We start from the raw sequence: 16785 nt of genomic DNA, 5'->3' as shown, positions 1-16785 counted from the left end.
GTGTTCCTTTCTCCTTAACTCATATTAGATAAGATTTCTTTTGGAGTTTTGCGCCAAATGAGACCTGTTGTCACACCGAGCGATAATATTACCAAGACTAGAAGACTTAGATAAGATTGGCCTAAAGGTAGTCCCTGAGGAATTTGATCTAATAACTGAAGAGCCTGCTGCTGTCCTTGCTGTCCTATAAATTCTTGCAAAAACAGTCGACTTAGTAGCCGTCCAATAGCAAGGGCAGGTAGCAAAGACATAAGGGACACCAATAATATCTCCATAAGAAATTGAGCAAAAATGCGTCCCTTACTCTTCCCAATTGCTAAAAGAATACCTATCTCATGGTTTCGCTCACGCGTCCATAGTGCCATTAAAAATGAGAGGATCCCTGCTCCTGTAACAATTAAACTAATCATCATCGTTCTGACGATTCCTTGTAGCGCTTGAGACGATTCCTTCAAGGAGTCAAAAGCCTTACGGTCCTCGTCCAAACGTAGACGATACCAATCGATATCCAATTGTTCCACTTGTTTAATGACTTGGTCGATTCTATCTGGATTCTTAATACCAAAGGATAATTTTGTCACTAACTTATCAGTCAAATTAAGCAGTTGGCTAGCGTCCTCATAATGGAGGAATACTTGATTTTCACTTAAATCTGAGGACATTCCAGTAAATGTCTCCTCCTTCTTGCCAGAAAAAATACCAACGATATCAAAGGTCATTTCCCTAGCTCCACTTTCAGTCATCTGGAAATTGGACAAGGTCAGCTTATCTCCGACGCTTAGCTTATTTTTCCTAGCAAGCGATTCATGAATCATAATTTGCCTTTTAGCAGATAAGTGCTTCCCCTTACGGAGTTGAAAAGCACCACTCCTAAAATCAACACTTTGGCCTGTTTCCTTAGTAAAAGTGGCTCCCAAGGCTTGATTAGCCTCATTATCAAGATCATCACGTTCCACCGTTTGTTTTCCTGTAACTACCTTCTTATCGATAAGTCGCACCGGACTTACATATTGGGGTATCGTTGAAATCACATCAGATAGATGACTAATCTTTGCCCCCTCTTTCCAGGAAAAGGCACTCCCTCTTTCTTTACTTACCAGATCAAAACTTGCCCCACTTGACTTCCTGATTTGTGCCTCCATTCCTCCACCAACTTGCATAAGAGAAAAACAAAAATACAAGCAAGATAATATCAAAAATAAAATAAGAAAAAGGATAAAATTCCGCGTTTTTTTGCGGAAAATATAAGCAACTGCCTGTTGTAAGAGAACCATCTTCCACCTCCATTTAAGACATTGGCCCTCAGCTACACCAAAGATAAATGAGGACTCTTCATTTTTCTTATCCTAATTATAGACGACAAATGTGAAACCTTTATGAAATTCAATATTCTAAAGTGATTGTTATCTAAAAATCTAACTGCTGAGATGAGAACTCCAATTAAATAATAACTCTAAAGGACTATCATAAAAAATTCGTTTCATGATTGACTTCACCTCTTTTTCTCCCATAAATCGTCTCTCGCCAATAGCATTTACCCTCGGCATTTGATATAATTTTTCTCAGAGGTATTTTTATTTATGAAGAAACAAGCTTTTAGTTCTGAACAGTATTTGAATCTGCAACGCGACCATATTTTGGAGCGCATTAACCAGTTTGACGGCAAGCTCTACTTGGAGTTTGGTGGTAAGATGTTGGAAGATTTCCACGCTGCCCGCGTCCTTCCTGGTTATGAACCTGACAATAAAATCAAACTCCTTCAAGAGCTCAAAGATCAGGTCGAAGTGGTTATTGCTATTAATGCCAGCAATATCGAGCACTCTAAGGCTCGTGGTGACCTTGGCATTTCCTACGACCAAGAGGTTCTTCGTCTGATTGATAAATTTAACGAACTCAATATCTATGTGGGTTCTGTTGTCATCACTCAGTATTCAGGTCAACCTGCGGCCGATGCTTTCCGTAACCAATTGGAAAAAAATGGCATCACGTCTTACATCCACTACCCTATCAAGGGCTATCCAACGGATATGAACCATATCATTTCTCCTGAGGGTATGGGGAAAAACGATTATATCAAGACTAGCCGTAACCTTATCGTCGTTACTGCTCCTGGTCCTGGTTCTGGTAAATTGGCGACATGTATGTCTAACATGTACCACGACCAAATCAATGGTATCAAGTCAGGTTATGCTAAATTTGAAACCTTCCCAGTTTGGAATTTGCCGCTTCATCACCCAGTTAACTTGGCCTATGAAGCTGCCACTGCAGACCTTGATGATGTCAATATGATTGACCCATTCCACTTGGAAACTTACGGCAAGACTACAGTAAACTACAACCGTGACATCGAGATTTTCCCAGTCCTCAAACGTATGCTTGAGCGTATCCTTGGTGAGTCTCCTTACGCTTCACCTACGGATATGGGTGTTAACATGGTTGGTTTTGCCATTACGGATGATGAGGCCGCCAAAGAAGCTTCTAAACAAGAAATCATCCGTCGCTACTATCAAACTGTACTTGATTTCAAAAATGAACGTGTTCCTGAGACCGCTGTCAAGAAGATTGAGTTGCTCATGAACGATCTTGGCATTACTCCTGAAGATCGCCAAGTGGTCGTTGCAGCACGCGCTAAGGCTGAAGAAACAGGTGGTTCTGCCCTTGCGCTTGAATTGCCAAATGGCCAAATTGTCACTGGTAAAAATTCAGAACTCTTTGGTCCAACTGCGGCTGCTTTGATCAACGCTATCAAGACTTCTGCAGGTATTGATAAGGAAACTAAACTTATCGAGCCTGAAGTGGTTAAACCTATCCAAGGTCTGAAAATTGACCATTTAGGTAGCCGTAACCCTCGCCTCCACTCAAACGAAATCCTCATTGCCTTGGCCATCACAGCTGCTAACAATGCGGATGCAGCGCGTGCCATGGAGGAACTTGGTAACCTCAAGGGTTCTGAAGCCCACTCAACTATCATCCTTACTGATGAAGATAAAAATGTTCTCCGTAAGCTTGGTATCAATGTAACCTTCGACCCTTACTATCAATACGACAAATTGTATCGTAAATAATGCATGACTATAAACAACAAAGACCTCAGTTGCTAAAACTGAGGTCTTTTAGAATTGCATTTAGTTGGAGAAAGAAAAAAGGGAAACTCTATCGAGTTCCCTTTTTGATAACCCACTCTTTCGTCTCGACCCGTTCCCAATGAAAAGGGAGTGGCCTAGCATTATTATGAAAAAGTGAGTTAAAGGTATCAAACAGAGGGCTAAGCCACTCCCGATTCTAATCAGCCTACGATTTCTAACTTGAGAAAAGGTAAGCTAAAAAGCAAAATTATAGTAGATAGGACTGCCACAAGTGGGAGGTAACGACCTCCAACAAGATAGAGTAACAATGGCGCTATCGCTATGAAACGATTTAGAAAATTGCTAGTAACACGAACGGTTTGTCCGTCCTCGACAGTAATGGTGTTAGACTTGTAACCCAATTTTCCGACACTCAAACGAGCTTTTGACGATGGTAGGGAAACGCTCACGTCTTCCACTCCAGAAACGGTCCCCACAAGACTAGTGTCTACGCGAATAGGACTCTTTCTAGCTACCTTGCTCGCTTCAATTGTTATACTAGCCACTAGCCATCTCCTTTTCCTATCTTTCTACTTATAGTATACACTTTTTGAAACGCTTACACAAGGGAAATGACTGTTAAATCAAGATTTCTTGAAAATGTTTTATGTTTTCAAAAGTTCTTAAACCGCTTTGAGGGACTTTGGAAATATTGGTTTTTAAATAGTAAAAAGGGCTCAGTCCTATCTAATACAGAACTGAACCCTTTCCTATAAGAATTTGTCTATCCTGTTGGGATAAGTGCCTGAGGGGGATAATATTCCTATACGGGAATGGTGGCACTTTCCCTACAAAAGACCAAATTTACTTAGGCTAATCCATGAACATAAGCATCTACAGCAACGATGGCTTGCGCAATATCAGAAGCTTTCACCTCAAATGGCATTTGATGAATAGTTTCTCCTTCGATTGTTGCTTGTTGACCAACCTTGAGAAGATCTTCGTAACTTGCATTTTCAAGATGCATTTCTTTAAGAGTGGTTGGCATGCCAATTTGTTGATAGAAACGAATGTATTTATCCAAAACTTCTTTTGGACGATTTTCTAGGAACAATTGTACAAGAGTTCCGTAAGCTACTTTTTCACCATGAGTCAAATGGTGAATATCGCCAGTGAGGGCTGTGAAACCATTATGGATGGCGTGAGCCGCAGCCAAGCCACCACTTTCAAATCCGATACCACTGAGAAGGGTATTGGCTTCAATAATGTTTTCAAGGGCAGGCGTTACCACTTTTGCTTCACAGGCAGCCATGGCTTGTAAACCATCCGCAAATAGAATTTCTTCACAGCGTTCAGCAATGGCAACACCAGCAAGTGTTTGGTGTTTGCCTAGCATGGTTTTACCATTTGCTTGCATAACTGCTCGAGCTTCTACCCAAGTTGCTAAGCCATCTGCAATACCAGAAGCGAGCAAGCGTTTTGGCGCTTGAGAGATAACCTTACTATCAACCAAAACCAATTCTGGGTTCTTAGAATAGAAGATGTAGCGTTCAAAGGCACCCTCGTCCGTATAGATAACAGACAAGGCTGAAACTGGAGCATCTGTAGAGGCAATGGTAGGAGCAATCACTACTGGAGATTTTAGAAGATCTGCGATGGCTTTAGCACTATCAATAGTCTTACCGCCACCTAATCCAACGACTAAATTACAGCCCTTTTCTTTGGCCAAACTTACCACACGATTAATTTCATTATCCGAAGCTTCACCATTAAAGAAGACTGGAACAACTGTAAGTCCATTTTGAACGAGGTATTCTTCGAAACGTTTACCCACAATGTCATAAACTACTGAATCACACAATAGTACAGGATGACTTCCTAGTTCCAAAATGGTTTTTGCATTTTCAAATAAGGCGTTTTCACCTTGAATGTAACGCGACGGACTTGCAAAATTTCTCATAGTCTTTCTCCTTTGACATAAATGTATTTATATAGAATCAATTAAACGACCTTAGTTCTATGGAATATAGAGCTAAAAACTCACTTTAATTGACAGCATATCTATTTGGAGTCAGTACATAAGTCTAATTTTTTACTCTGTTTTCAAAACTCCTACTCTTCTTCTGGGTAGGTCAAACCCCAGTCTTTACGGAGTTGTGTCATGAGTTCCATGACATCTCGGCTGTAATTGAGGTAGGTATAATCATCCTCGCCTGCAACAGCTGCTTCCATATCGAGGACCTCATACTGGAGGGCTTTAGCGGTTTCTCCTGCTTCGATGACTTCTTGTGAGCCATCTTCCGTATAGGTGATGACCGCCTTTTGCCCACGTGGGTATTCATAAAGTTCGATATAGCCCTTGTCATAAGCGATGGTGCCACGTTTTGGTTGTTTAGCATGAAGACTAAGCGTTACAGTGGCCATTTCCCCTTCTACATTGGTAAGGAGAATACCCGCTTGTTCATCAACACCAGTTGGAGCTAATTTAACCTGTGAAACCATCTCTGTCGGTTGCGATGTCATGAACCAACGTACAAAGGAGAGGGCATAGACACCGATATCAAGTAAAGCTCCACCAGCCAAGTTACGATTGAAAAAGCGGTTGGTCATGTCATATTCTTTATAAGAACCAAAGTTCATCTGGATAACCTTAAGAGGTCCCAACTTACCACTTTCCACGATTTCAGAAAGTTTCCGATAAATAGGCATATGGAAAATGGTCATGGCTTCTGCCAGTTTGACATGATTTTCTTCGGCGAGTTGAATAGCTTCTGTCAATTCCTCACTGTTTAGAGTGATAGATTTTTCACAGAGGACGTGCTTGCCAGCTGCGAGGGCCTTGCGAAGGTAATTAATATGCGTATTATGAGGCGTTGAGATATAGATAATATCCACTTCAGGGTCTTCAAAGACTTGGTCAATCTCTTCATAAACCTTTTCAATGCCATATTTTTCAGCGAAGGCTACTCCCTTGTCGTAGGTACGATTGGCTACGGAATAGAGTTTCCCGCCAAGAGCTTCCAAGGCTTGTGCCAATTCGTTGGCAATAACGCCAGTTCCAAGACTAGCCCAGTTGTACTTAATTTGATTTGTCATAGTTTTCCTTTATTCTATTTTTGAATAGTCAATTCATTAATCTGAGATAAGATTTCAACCTCACTCGCTCCTGCCTGAAGCAAGGCTGCAGCCGCATAGGCCCCCTCAATGAGAGGTACCTGTTGAATAAGGATTTCCTTGTCTGAAAATTCCTCAAGCATTTCCAAGTTCATACGGGAACTGCCTAGGTCGTAAAAGGCCAAGAGTCGGTTGGCGGGCTGACTTTCCACAGCCACTTGGACATGGTCAAAACTAGATCCCAAGCCACCATCTTCCAGACCGCCTGTAGCCGTCAAAGGGATATCTGGGGCAACCTCACGAATCAGACTCACCAAACCTTTAGCAATGTCCGCAGAGTGGGACACAATCACAATTCCAAGTTCTGGCATATCCTAGCCCTCCGCTTCTAGCAAGGCTTTGAAGAGTAGACCAGACGAATAAGAGCCTGGATCAATGTGACCAATAGAACGCTCACCTACATAAGAGGCACGCCCCTTGGTAGCCACAACTTCCTTGGTTGAAAGAACAGCTTGATCAATAAGGTCATTGGTTAATTGACCTTGTTTGACAGCTTCAACAACTGGGTGCCAAACATCAACCATGGTCTTTTCACCGGCCTCTGCATGACCACGTTTTTTAATCATCTCGAGACCTGCCTCAAGCACTCCTGCCAAATCTTGACCAGCTTGTTCAGCCTTCATCATGCCCATAAAGGCAGACCCATAAAGCGGACCTGAGGCACCACCAACCTTACTAATCAAGGCCATAGAGACCGCCTTGAACACTTCTGCTGCACTTTGTGGTTCAGTGCTGTTAATAGCCTCAATGGCTGCTGCCATACCACGCGCCAAGTTAGCACCATGATCACCATCTCCAATAGGACCGTCTAATTCAGACAAGTGGTCTTTTTCTGCTTCAACCCTTTGATCAAAGCATTGCATCCATTTTACTGCAACTGTTTTATCCATAATATACCTAATTTCTAGTTTTCATGTCAGACTACCAAGCGATGGTCTTAACAGGACTCTCCAGAGCCTCAAGCCAAGCGTCATTTTCAATCTTCATGAGCGTCAATGAAAGACCTGCCATATCAATCGATGTCATGTAGTTACCTAATTTTTTATAGGCCACTTCTAGTCCAACTTCTCCAAGAATGCTTGCTACATCGTTAGCAAAGACATACTGCTCCATGAGAGGTGTCGCACCCATACCATTGATGAGAAGGGCATAGCGTTCACCTGCCTTAGCCTCAAAGGCTTCAAGGAGTTTCCCTGTCAATTCTTCAGCTAACTGGCGAGATGGCTGCATAGACTCCTTACGATAACCTGGTTCACCATGGATACCAATACCGTACTCAATTTCATCCTCAGCTAGGACAAAACCAGGCTTACCAACCTCAGGAACGGTCGCACCACTAAGGGCCAAACCAATGGTGTGGATGTTAGGAACAATCTTATCAGCCAAGTCCTTGATTTCAGCCAGAGACTTACCTTCACGAGCCGCATGACCTAGGATTTTGTGAACGAAAATAGTACCTGCAACCCCACGACGACCTTGTGTATAGAGGCTATTTTCCACAGCAATATCATCGTCTACAACAACACTAGCAACCTCGATGCCTTCCATTTCAGCCAATTCTTGAGCCATCTCAAAATTCATGATGTCGCCAGAATAATTTTTAACAACCATGAAGACACCAGCTCCTTGGTCCGCTGCCTTGATAGCTTCCAAAATCTGATCTGGCGTTGGTGACGTGAAGACAGCACCTGCAATGGCTGCAGAAAGCATACCATCACCTACAAAACCTGCGTGAGCTGGCTCGTGACCACTTCCACCACCAGAAATGAGACCAACCTGACCAGCAGCCTGCTCATTTCTTGCGATGATGTCAAACCCCTCAACACGATGTACCAAATCACTGTGAACATAAGCCAAGCCATCTAGCATCTCTGTCACTACATTTTCAGGTTTATTGATAATTTTTTTCATGGGATTGCCTCCTTTTCAAAGGTATCAACTATTTGCACTTACATTGGCTTCCTTCTGTGATTGTTAATTCCCTTTAAATAAAGGACTTCAAGGCTTTTTGAGAAAGACAGCGTAATAATATGTAAACGCATACATTTTATAATTTAATTGTAGCATTTGCCTCTATCAATAGCAAGGCAAAAGGCAAGACCTCCATTTTCCTGACTTCTATCATTAAGTAGAAGAAAAATCTCATAGAAAGTCCTATTTTAGTCGCCAAAGCTATTGAAAAACCACCATTCAAACCTTATAATGGAATGACGAATTAAGCGATAAGGAGGTTCAAATGACCATCGATTTCCAAAGAGAGACAGAAACAGAAACTAAAAACGAAATGGATGCCGTCCTTCAGGCTGGCCGTGTCCTTATGGAGAGCGGTGCTGAGATTTACCGTATTGAAGACACCATGGGTCATATGGCCAAGTCTCTTGGCATCAGAGACTTTTCCACTTACGTGGTCAATCGAGGGGTTATGATCTCCGGACTCAACCGCTCAGGTCTTAAGGAGTCCCGTGTCCTAGCTACCTCAGCTCCTTCTATCCATCTGGGCAAACTCGAGGAAGTGAACCGCCTGTCTCGTGAACTGGCAGAGCAGCCCAATCAACCTGTCTCTAGTATTTTCCAAAAGCTGAAAACTATTGAGCAGAAGACTTTCTATCGTCCTTTAGAGGATATTATAGCCTGTGTCATTGGTGCTGGGAGCTTCTCGCTAGCCCTTGGAAGTAGCTGGATTGACGGAACTGCTGCGGCTATATCGGGACTTTTTGTAGGGATTGGTATGCAGCTCTTTTCTCGTTTTATTCATACCAGCTTCTTGCAGATTATCCTCTCTAGTGCCATTGCTGCTTTATCAGCCAATGTTCTCTACTATCTAGGAATCGGCCAACATCGTAGTGTGATTATTCTGGGAACCTTGATGATTTTGATTCCTGGGGCCTACTTTGTTAATGCCATACGAGAATTCACCCAGAACAACTACTATAGTGGTCTGGCCCTGATGCTGTCTGGGGTCTCCACTTGTCTGTCTATCTCTGTCGGTGTTCTTGCCATGATTTCACTTCTTCCCTTTGCGGAACAATTATCAGGCATGTTCTCAACACCATCTACCTCATGGCAGGAGGTCTTGATTCAGACCTTCATGGCAGGCCTAGGGACAGCAGCCTTCTCCGTGCTTTACCGAGTACCAAAGAAATACTTCTTAGACCTCGGAACCCTAGGTGCAGGCTCATGGCTCCTCTACCTCTTGATTTGGAACAATACCCATCACGAAGTCCTTGCCATCCTCTTCCCAGCCCTTCTAGTCACATTCACCTCACGCTTCTTGGCCCACTACCGTAGATGTCCAGCTACAGTCTTCCTAGCCTCAAGCATGTTCCCACTCATCCCAGGGATGAGCTTCTACCGTGCGGTCTACTTCCTCTTGATTGGAAATTCAGACCTAGGACTCAGCTTCCTACGGGCTTGTTTTCTGGCCTCATTTACCATCGCCATCGCCGTCAGTTTGACACAACAAATCCCTAGCCGCTATTTTGTACTAGGGAAGAAGAAATAAATTATTAAAAGCCAGTGGTTTTGTATGCCAGTGGCTTTCTTAGTATTTCGATTAAGTAATTGACACCAAAAAAGGTAGCCCTAAAAAGCTACCTCGCAAAATCTACTACAAATCAAAATATTCCTTAACATCTTTAGCATAGCCATACTGCTGGTTTAAACGCTCGATTAAGTCTTTGTTATGCCCTGGATAATTGTCATTTCTTCGTAATTCTTGATAAAGCTCAATATAAGGCAACTGTTTGTCTTTGGCTAACTGCAACTCTGCTTCATAATCATAGGCAATCTTTCGAAATTGGAGATTAGTAACACCATCTTCTTCGACATCGACTATGGCATACTGAGCCCTATGATTTTGCAGGGGTGACCAATCAAAATAGGGCATCCCAATCGTACCAGGATTAAGAATCTGTTGCCCCTTACTACCATAGCGAAGCAATTGCTTATGCACATGACCGTAAATTGCCATATCTGTTTGATTATCTAACAACTGATCAAAATGACTGGTATCGTTAGCTGGACGTAACTCGCCTCCGTAATTCTTCTCCGGTAAGTGATGCGTCAAAGAAAAACGAATCCCATTGATTTCCTTTTTCACAACCAGAGGAAGAGAACGTATCCAATCAACATATTTAGAATCTATCTCTTCCATCAAGTACTGAGTAAGTCGCAAGAGCTGAATTTCTTGAGGGTCCTCCAGACCATACTCCCCATCCAAAGCCTCCAAAACGCAATCATCCCAATTTCCTCTAACAGTCGCTGTTATCGGAATAGAAGACAGGAGTTTAAAGAGTTCATTTCTACCTGGTCCAGGTAACAAAATATCCCCCATTAACCAATATTCTGTTGCACCCAACTCTTGTGCATCCTTAATAACTGCTTCAAGAGCTGTTGTATTCCCATGAATATCTGACAAAATTGCAATACGATGTTTCATCTATACTCCTTTACTGATGGTCTACTAGGTTGAAACCAATACAACATCAACTATCCTTCCTTACTTTCACCCTCATACAAACATGCCACCAAGCGTTCAAAGGGCTCTATATACTCCCAATACTCAAAAGGGAGATTGGAAATCTTACTTAGATCATTATCATCAAAATGATACACGAGATGGCGTAGTATTTGATTTTCAATATAATGGATATCTCTCAACTGCCCGAGACTGATTGTATCCAATTCTATGATGTAGTGACACAAATCATCAAGTGCCTTTACATCAAATTTTTTCTCCTCGTGTAGGAAGTAGAGAAAGCTCTGATTCTCACCCCTTTTATTATCTTCTATCAGATTCCTTTTATGCTTCATTCTTGAATCCTTTCCTTAATAGCACCATTATAACACTAGAAAATGATTCCCCAAAACGACAACATAAAAAGAGAACCTGGGATGTTTCCATTCCAAATTCTCTTCTCGATTTACAAAATAGCAACACATCTTACCACAAACTAATGCGTTTGCTTGGTGCTAAATACATGGCGTCTCCTTCTTTGATTTGAGGGTAGGCCTCATAAAACTCAGGAAGGTTTTTAAGTTGTTGGTTTACACGCAACTCATTTGGTGCGTGGACGTCTTGTACCATGGTATATTTATTGTACTGTAGGCTGGCCTTTTGTTTCCAGATATCTGCGTAGTTCTCAAAGTAATCCTTGAGATTAGGTTTTGTCATTTCTGTTTTGAGCACTTGGAGTGTGGATGAAAGACCGCCAGCATCTGCGACATTCTCAGTGACTGTGAGTTTTCCATTTACCTTAGTCCCGTAAATTTCCAAACCATTCCACTGGTCTTCAAAAGCTTTGATTCTCTTGTCAAAAGCTTTAGTATCTGCTTTTGTCCACCAGTTATGCATGTCGCCATTCTCATCATAGTCGGCACCATTGGAGTCAAAGGCATGGGTAATTTCATGTCCAATCACGACACCGATACCACCATAGTTCTTTTCAGTACTTTGGTTCTTGTCATAAAATGGAGCTTGCAAAATACCAGCCGGGAAGTTGATACTGTTACTTTCTGGATTGTAATAGGCATTGATATCAAAGGCAGAACCAGACCATTTATTCTTATCAATAGGATCATCAAAATGATCAATGGTATAACGTTTTCCAAACTGGGCAATATCTTCTGACAGTTCAAAGAAGGACTTGTTCGAATCAAGATGTAGTTCCTTAGTACCGGGATCCACATCTTCCTGATAACCTACAAAAACCTTCATTTTATCCAACTTTTCGATGGCCTTGTTGCGTGTGCCTTCCGTTAACCAATCATTCTGTTGAAGACGGCCACGATAGACATTTTTGATTTTATCAATCATGCCTGTCACATCAGTCTTGGCTTCCTCACCAAAGTATTTACGTCCATAATAGACACTCATGACATCACTAAACAGATGGACACTCATCTCGTAAACCGTATCTTCCTTAGAAACTGGCTTCTGTGTACCCATAATAGCCATGCTAATCGATTGAAAATTCAAGCGGTAATCTTCTGTCAGAGAATTTGAGGCTGCCATAGCTTCTTGCACCAAGATCCATGATTTGATTTTAGAAAAATTGTCCTGATTGACGATCTTACTATAATTCTCAAAATACTTGGTATTAGGGACGTTGATGGTTTCTAAATCACGTCCCATAATGCCTTTAATGACATCATATAATTTGAAGGAACCAGAGTAGGCATTAATCTCTTCTGCTGTTTTAGGGTGAACTAAATTCTTACTTTCAGACATCTCTTCGTTACTGAGACTGTACTTAGCAATGATTTCGTCGAACTCCAGTGCTTCTTTGACAATGCGTTTACTATTTTTTTCGCTATACCCAAGCATTTCCAAGGCTTTTTGCGTAGCTGTTTCAATTGGAGTTAAATATTGTTTCTTGCTGGCCTCGTCTTTATAAATAGACACATCTGGCAATAAGATACTTGGGGGACTCAATTGGATTTGTTTTTGACTGGTATTCTCTGCGTTAGTTCCAACGTTGTAACCAAATGGAAGAGGAATACCCTTATCAGTCAGATTAGCAGATTTACTGGCCAAATCATTTAAATCCTTGATATCCTCAATCTCTTTTAGATAAGGTTTGAGAGGTTCAAGGCCATCTTTCTCACGTTGCTTGTAATCACTAGCAGCCTTGTAGAAGGTGATAAACTCAGACATCCCTGTAATATCTGACGTTTCCTTGCCCTCCCCTAAATTTTTGATATCCTTCTTTAACTTTCCTTTGATATCTTCATCTAAAGTATAAAAATTATCAATACTTGGAGAATCAGCAGGGATTTTAGTTTTTAGGAGCCAGTCCTTGTTAACAGCTTGGTAAAAATTTGAGGCTACCGTAGCATTCTTGTCAATCGGTGTCTCTTGTGGGACAAAGGTTTTATAGGCCCAAAAACCACCTCCTGCAAGAGCCAAGGCCAAAGCTCCCGTTATGGAACCAAGAATAATTTTCTTACGCTTTTTCATAGATACTCCTTAGAAAATTAGATTAATATACTTGTATTATATCATTAGAACACTTGTTTTAGCAAGCTGTTTTTGGGAGACAAAAAGAAGTAATCAGACGATTACTTCTCTTTATTTTCTTAAATAGCGAAAATTAGGTATCATGACACTCAAGATAAATCATCTAAAAGAAACTACCGAGTGATGTTAATCCTCTTGCTAGATTAAAGTTACGCTCTGATTTTTCTTGGAATTCTGTGAGCATCTTACTCAAGTCACTCACTCCAGAACTCAGTGATTTCCCTTTAGAAAGATTGCTGACTGCTAGAACTTGAATAGCTCTCCTTAATTCTGCAAGAAGTTCGTCATTATCCTTCTTTCCAACTTCGATTTCATTTTTAAACGTTACGAGCAACTCTCTCTCATTTTCAGTTGTTTCTGGATTTACAATCAGATTATAGATATTGTTTAAGATATCCGTAATTTGCGTGTTATTGCTTTTTGTCATCTAGATTACCTCCTATAACCTGTAGCAAGATTAGGTTGAGCAAGTGAATTAAATTGGTTAATTGTTTGTGTTGTCATGAGCAACGACCTCTTTCAATAGTTCGCTGTGACATCATTATACACATCTAACATAGCAAATTCAAGAATAATAATATCCTTCTGCCACAAATGGTCCAAATTTAGCACAAACAGATAAAAAGAAGTAAGCACTTCGAGCGGTTATTTTTCTATTGCTTTATTGACACAAAATCGTATGTCTAACGCTATTCCTTATATTTTTCTATCATTCTTTATGATACAATAGCATCAATTTATTTCTAGGAGGATAATATATGGCTTCTACTATTGGTATTGTAAGTTTATCTAGTGGGGTTATCGGAGAGGACTTTGTCAAGCACGAAGTGGACTTGGGGGTCCAACGACTCAAAGACCTGGGACTCAATCCTATTTTTTTACCTCATTCACTAAAAGGCTTAGACTTTATCAAAGAACATCCCGAAGCTCGTGCGGAGGATTTGATTCAGTCATTTTCTGATGATAGTATCGATATGATCCTATGCGCCATCGGTGGAAACGATACCTATCGCTTGCTACCTTATCTTTTTGAAAATGACCAACTACAAAAGTTTATCAAACAAAAGATTTTTCTTGGTTTCTCAGATTCAACCATGAACCATCTCATGTTGCATAAACTAGGAATCAAGACTTTTTACGGCCAATCATTTCTAGCAGACATTTGTGAGTTAGACAAAGAAATGTTGCCATATAGCCGCTACTACTTTAAAGAATTGATTGAGACTGGAAAAATCTCAGAAATTCGCCCTAGTAACGTTTGGTATGAGGAACGGACTGATTTTAGTCCCAAAGCCTTGGGAACACCTCGTGTCAGCCATGCAAATACAGGTTTTGACTTGTTACAAGGCAATGCTCAGTTTGAGGGAGAAATCCTCGGTGGTTGTCTTGAGTCTCTCTATGATATTTTTGACAACTCTCTACACGCAGATAGCACAGACCACTGCCAAAAATACAAACTTTTCCCTGACTTATCCGACTGGGAAGGAAAGATTCTATTGCTAGAAACAAGTGAAGAAAAGCCTGAACCTGATGATTTCAAAAAGATGTTGTGGACTTTAAAGGAAACTGGTATATTCGAGATCATCAGTGGACTCTTGGTCGGGAAACCTATGGATGAAACCTTCTATGACGACTATAAGGAGGCTTTAATGGACATCATTGATAGCAATATCCCGATTGTCTATAATCTGAATGTCGGACATGCCACACCAAGAGCGATTGTTCCCTTTGGAGTTCACGCGTATGTAGATGCAACAGAGCAAGTCATTCGCTTTGACTATCACAAAGAAAGCTGAGATGAATTTCTCAGCTCAGATTGAAGTAATCAGATGATTACTTCTCTTTATTTTCTTAAATAGCGAAAAATAGGTATTATGACACTCAAGATAAGAACTATAAAAATGCCCAAAACCATAATTGTAGTATAGGGATTAAAGCAGAGACTTATTAGCAAGGCAAGACTTATTCCAATCATTAGGTATCCCAACTTTCTCACTACTGATTTACTGCTCTGGTTATGATTTTTTGTAGCCAGGCCAATACTTTTAGGAAGATAATTTCCAATCACTAGAAAAATAAGTGCCACTAACCAAATCACAGTCAAGCGAACTTGAACATGGCCTCCTAAGGCAACAGTCAATATAAGACCTTGGATAAGCACAGCAGAAATTGGGAGCAACCATAGCATAAACTCTTTTAAGAATGGGATCGTTATTTGTTTAAAGAATGAAAAACAGAGATTATATATGATTAACGCAAGAAAAGGTAGGGCAACAATTGCTAGATTGCGGTTCATAAAGCCATTGGCTTGCTCTTCGACATTAAAGTGGATAGCAATCTGATTTGGTAGTTGTTTGTAAAAGACTAGTCCGACGATAACCGGTGTAAGTATTACTATATTACCAATGACTCTTTGTATATTATTTTTCATCTTCTTTTCCTCTAAGTGATTGAATCCAAGTTAAAATTTCTTCAAAAACGGTCAAGTTCAAACTATAGTAGATAAAATTCTTCTGTTTTTCTTCTTCAATAAGTCCCGCTTTTCTCAAGGTAGACAAATGATGGGAAACTGTTGCGGGAGCCAAGTCAAACTGCTGGCTGATTTCACCAGCGGACTTTGGTCCAGACTTTAGATAGTCTAAAATTTCTCTCCTCACAGGGGCAGAGATGGCTTTTAAGGTTTCAGATAAGCCCATGAGTTTCCTCCTTTCTCCAAATCCGACGTGTCAGAAGTCCCATACCTAACACATAAATAGCTAAAATAAGTTCGATTAGTAAGAGATTGCTGACTAGCCCTAGTTGATAAGCACCTGCCAAAAAATCAATGGCAGCATGGAGTATAATTGCCCAGAAATAGAATGAAAGTCTATGCTTAGTGACTGCTAGAAAATCCCAAGCTGTAAGCAAGACTTGTAACACCAAGGCAACTAGTCTTTCAAAGAGAGACATAAGCACAGTAAATCCCGTTAATTGGTTGACCTGACTCACAAGAGTTGAAGGTAACTCACTGGCCTGACCGGAATGGATGGCCTGTAAAACAATGATGTTAGTGAGTAAGCCCATCACCCCAAGTAAAATAAATTCACTAAGACCATGTCCAAAACCGTAGGCTACAATATCAGACGTCATCAAACTTCTTTTCTTTGCAAGTACCTTAAAAACCAAATAGCGAGTTGTTTCTTCAACAAGGCCAGCCATAAGCCCTCCATAAATAATGGTGAACCATTTAGAAGAGTGACCAAAGCTTGAAAGAACTAGGGCATTGATAGGTCCTTCAATCATCATGACAGGTAAAGCAAAACCAATCAGACCGACTAAAAAGAGCTTGATTGAAAATTGCCATCTTTTCTTCAGAACGATAAAACTAATGACGGCGATAACCAACATGGTAAGAATTGCCATAAAAAGGAATGTTTCCATTTGATTTATCCTTTCATTGAAACGGAGCATCAATACGACTTGAGTTAGAACACCTATTTCTATACTTTTCGAAATAGATTCTACGCTTTTCTGAAAGCACTGTCAAGG

The 16785-nt window shown here is 40.8% G+C and carries 17 protein-coding genes; 3 read left to right on the top strand and 14 right to left on the bottom strand.

All coding sequences use genetic code 11. The features are described from left to right. Positions 1 to 14 precede the first annotated feature (14 nt). Positions 15 to 1274 carry an ABC transporter permease gene (locus ACT170_RS04095; protein ID WP_444818075.1) on the bottom strand — a complete coding sequence of 420 codons (1260 nt, stop codon included), beginning with the start codon at positions 1272 to 1274 and terminating at the stop codon, positions 15 to 17. Between the two features lie 306 nt (positions 1275 to 1580). Between ACT170_RS04095 and ACT170_RS04090 the strand changes: the two genes are divergently transcribed. Next, on the top strand, positions 1581 to 3065 hold the full coding sequence (locus tag ACT170_RS04090) for a DUF1846 domain-containing protein (RefSeq protein WP_021146096.1): 1485 nt from the start codon (positions 1581 to 1583) through the stop codon (positions 3063 to 3065). A gap of 221 nt (positions 3066 to 3286) precedes the next feature. On the opposite strand, the gene ACT170_RS04085 is transcribed toward ACT170_RS04090, so the two are convergent. The 6 genes from ACT170_RS04085 to dhaK form a co-directional block, all read right to left on the bottom strand. Then, entirely contained in the window at positions 3287 to 3631 is a 345-nt protein-coding gene (locus tag ACT170_RS04085) for a hypothetical protein (protein WP_410532232.1), read from the bottom strand. Between the two features lie 302 nt (positions 3632 to 3933). Next, the gene (locus ACT170_RS04080; protein ID WP_289092599.1) at positions 3934 to 5025 is read right to left on the bottom strand and encodes a glycerol dehydrogenase; all 1092 of its coding nucleotides are present in this window, start codon (positions 5023 to 5025) and stop codon (positions 3934 to 3936) included. A gap of 152 nt (positions 5026 to 5177) precedes the next feature. After that, a complete protein-coding gene (locus ACT170_RS04075; RefSeq protein ID WP_410532233.1) occupies positions 5178 to 6161 on the bottom strand; it encodes a Gfo/Idh/MocA family protein in 984 nt (327 codons plus the stop codon). Positions 6162 to 6175: 14 nt separating this feature from the next. Next, positions 6176 to 6550 carry a dihydroxyacetone kinase phosphoryl donor subunit DhaM gene (gene dhaM / locus ACT170_RS04070; protein ID WP_002885319.1) on the bottom strand — a complete coding sequence of 125 codons (375 nt, stop codon included), beginning with the start codon at positions 6548 to 6550 and terminating at the stop codon, positions 6176 to 6178. 3 nt (positions 6551 to 6553) lie between these two features. Continuing rightward, a complete protein-coding gene (dhaL, locus tag ACT170_RS04065) occupies positions 6554 to 7129 on the bottom strand; it encodes a dihydroxyacetone kinase subunit DhaL (RefSeq protein WP_444818074.1) in 576 nt (191 codons plus the stop codon). A 31-nt stretch (positions 7130 to 7160) separates the two neighbouring features. Continuing rightward, entirely contained in the window at positions 7161 to 8150 is a 990-nt protein-coding gene (gene dhaK / locus ACT170_RS04060; RefSeq protein ID WP_048790028.1) for a dihydroxyacetone kinase subunit DhaK, read from the bottom strand. Between the two features lie 325 nt (positions 8151 to 8475). On the opposite strand from dhaK, the gene ACT170_RS04055 reads away from it, so the two are divergent. Further along, on the top strand, positions 8476 to 9741 hold the full coding sequence (locus tag ACT170_RS04055) for a threonine/serine exporter family protein (protein ID WP_048790027.1): 1266 nt from the start codon (positions 8476 to 8478) through the stop codon (positions 9739 to 9741). A 105-nt stretch (positions 9742 to 9846) separates the two neighbouring features. Here the strand turns inward: ACT170_RS04055 and ACT170_RS04050 are convergent, their stop codons facing one another. The 4 genes from ACT170_RS04050 to ACT170_RS04035 form a co-directional block, all read right to left on the bottom strand. Continuing rightward, positions 9847 to 10677 carry a metallophosphoesterase family protein gene (locus ACT170_RS04050; RefSeq protein WP_014634746.1) on the bottom strand — a complete coding sequence of 277 codons (831 nt, stop codon included), beginning with the start codon at positions 10675 to 10677 and terminating at the stop codon, positions 9847 to 9849. A gap of 50 nt (positions 10678 to 10727) precedes the next feature. Beyond that, entirely contained in the window at positions 10728 to 11051 is a 324-nt protein-coding gene (locus ACT170_RS04045) for a hypothetical protein (protein ID WP_175057644.1), read from the bottom strand. A gap of 130 nt (positions 11052 to 11181) precedes the next feature. Continuing rightward, entirely contained in the window at positions 11182 to 13197 is a 2016-nt protein-coding gene (locus ACT170_RS04040; RefSeq protein ID WP_270617351.1) for a M13 family metallopeptidase, read from the bottom strand. A gap of 163 nt (positions 13198 to 13360) precedes the next feature. Further along, positions 13361 to 13684: a bacteriocin immunity protein gene (locus ACT170_RS04035; RefSeq protein ID WP_048790024.1), complete on the bottom strand. Its 324-nt coding sequence runs from the start codon at positions 13682 to 13684 to the stop codon at positions 13361 to 13363. Positions 13685 to 14015: 331 nt separating this feature from the next. Here ACT170_RS04035 and ACT170_RS04030 point away from each other — a divergent pair, with 331 nt between their 5' ends. Further along, positions 14016 to 15053: a S66 family peptidase gene (locus tag ACT170_RS04030; protein WP_444818073.1), complete on the top strand. Its 1038-nt coding sequence runs from the start codon at positions 14016 to 14018 to the stop codon at positions 15051 to 15053. A 47-nt stretch (positions 15054 to 15100) separates the two neighbouring features. Here the strand turns inward: ACT170_RS04030 and ACT170_RS04025 are convergent, their stop codons facing one another. Genes ACT170_RS04025 through ACT170_RS04015 form a run of 3 tightly spaced genes read right to left on the bottom strand, consistent with a single transcriptional unit; the run spans position 15101 to position 16677 of the window. Continuing rightward, the gene (locus ACT170_RS04025; protein WP_270281529.1) at positions 15101 to 15688 is read right to left on the bottom strand and encodes a DUF1648 domain-containing protein; all 588 of its coding nucleotides are present in this window, start codon (positions 15686 to 15688) and stop codon (positions 15101 to 15103) included. Beyond that, a complete protein-coding gene (locus ACT170_RS04020; protein ID WP_444818072.1) occupies positions 15678 to 15953 on the bottom strand; it encodes an autorepressor SdpR family transcription factor in 276 nt (91 codons plus the stop codon). Before ACT170_RS04020 ends, ACT170_RS04025 begins: the two co-directional genes overlap by 11 nt. Continuing rightward, a complete protein-coding gene (locus ACT170_RS04015; RefSeq protein ID WP_444818071.1) occupies positions 15940 to 16677 on the bottom strand; it encodes a YhfC family glutamic-type intramembrane protease in 738 nt (245 codons plus the stop codon). Before ACT170_RS04015 ends, ACT170_RS04020 begins: the two co-directional genes overlap by 14 nt. Between the last annotated feature and the right edge of the window lie 108 nt (positions 16678 to 16785).

Source organism: Streptococcus sp. cx1, from assembly GCF_052384325.1.
Taxonomy (GTDB): domain Bacteria; phylum Bacillota; class Bacilli; order Lactobacillales; family Streptococcaceae; genus Streptococcus; species Streptococcus salivarius_G.
The sequence above is the reverse complement of the archived record's forward strand: the minus strand, read 5'-3'. Positions and strand labels throughout refer to the sequence as shown.

Coding starts and splice junctions, on each gene's coding strand:
- dhaK (WP_048790028.1), bottom strand. CDS start 8,150: ATGAAAAAAATTATCAATAAACCTGAAAATGTAGTGACAGAGATGCTA.
- ACT170_RS04035 (WP_048790024.1), bottom strand. CDS start 13,684: ATGACAAAAAGCAATAACACGCAAATTACGGATATCTTAAACAATATC.
- ACT170_RS04075 (WP_410532233.1), bottom strand. CDS start 6,161: ATGACAAATCAAATTAAGTACAACTGGGCTAGTCTTGGAACTGGCGTT.
- ACT170_RS04050 (WP_014634746.1), bottom strand. CDS start 10,677: ATGAAACATCGTATTGCAATTTTGTCAGATATTCATGGGAATACAACA.
- ACT170_RS04015 (WP_444818071.1), bottom strand. CDS start 16,677: ATGGAAACATTCCTTTTTATGGCAATTCTTACCATGTTGGTTATCGCC.
- ACT170_RS04020 (WP_444818072.1), bottom strand. CDS start 15,953: ATGGGCTTATCTGAAACCTTAAAAGCCATCTCTGCCCCTGTGAGGAGA.
- ACT170_RS04080 (WP_289092599.1), bottom strand. CDS start 5,025: ATGAGAAATTTTGCAAGTCCGTCGCGTTACATTCAAGGTGAAAACGCC.
- ACT170_RS04045 (WP_175057644.1), bottom strand. CDS start 11,051: ATGAAGCATAAAAGGAATCTGATAGAAGATAATAAAAGGGGTGAGAAT.
- dhaM (WP_002885319.1), bottom strand. CDS start 6,550: ATGCCAGAACTTGGAATTGTGATTGTGTCCCACTCTGCGGACATTGCT.
- ACT170_RS04030 (WP_444818073.1), top strand. CDS start 14,016: ATGGCTTCTACTATTGGTATTGTAAGTTTATCTAGTGGGGTTATCGGA.
- ACT170_RS04055 (WP_048790027.1), top strand. CDS start 8,476: ATGACCATCGATTTCCAAAGAGAGACAGAAACAGAAACTAAAAACGAA.
- ACT170_RS04025 (WP_270281529.1), bottom strand. CDS start 15,688: ATGAAAAATAATATACAAAGAGTCATTGGTAATATAGTAATACTTACA.
- ACT170_RS04090 (WP_021146096.1), top strand. CDS start 1,581: ATGAAGAAACAAGCTTTTAGTTCTGAACAGTATTTGAATCTGCAACGC.
- ACT170_RS04040 (WP_270617351.1), bottom strand. CDS start 13,197: ATGAAAAAGCGTAAGAAAATTATTCTTGGTTCCATAACGGGAGCTTTG.
- ACT170_RS04095 (WP_444818075.1), bottom strand. CDS start 1,274: ATGGTTCTCTTACAACAGGCAGTTGCTTATATTTTCCGCAAAAAAACG.
- dhaL (WP_444818074.1), bottom strand. CDS start 7,129: ATGGATAAAACAGTTGCAGTAAAATGGATGCAATGCTTTGATCAAAGG.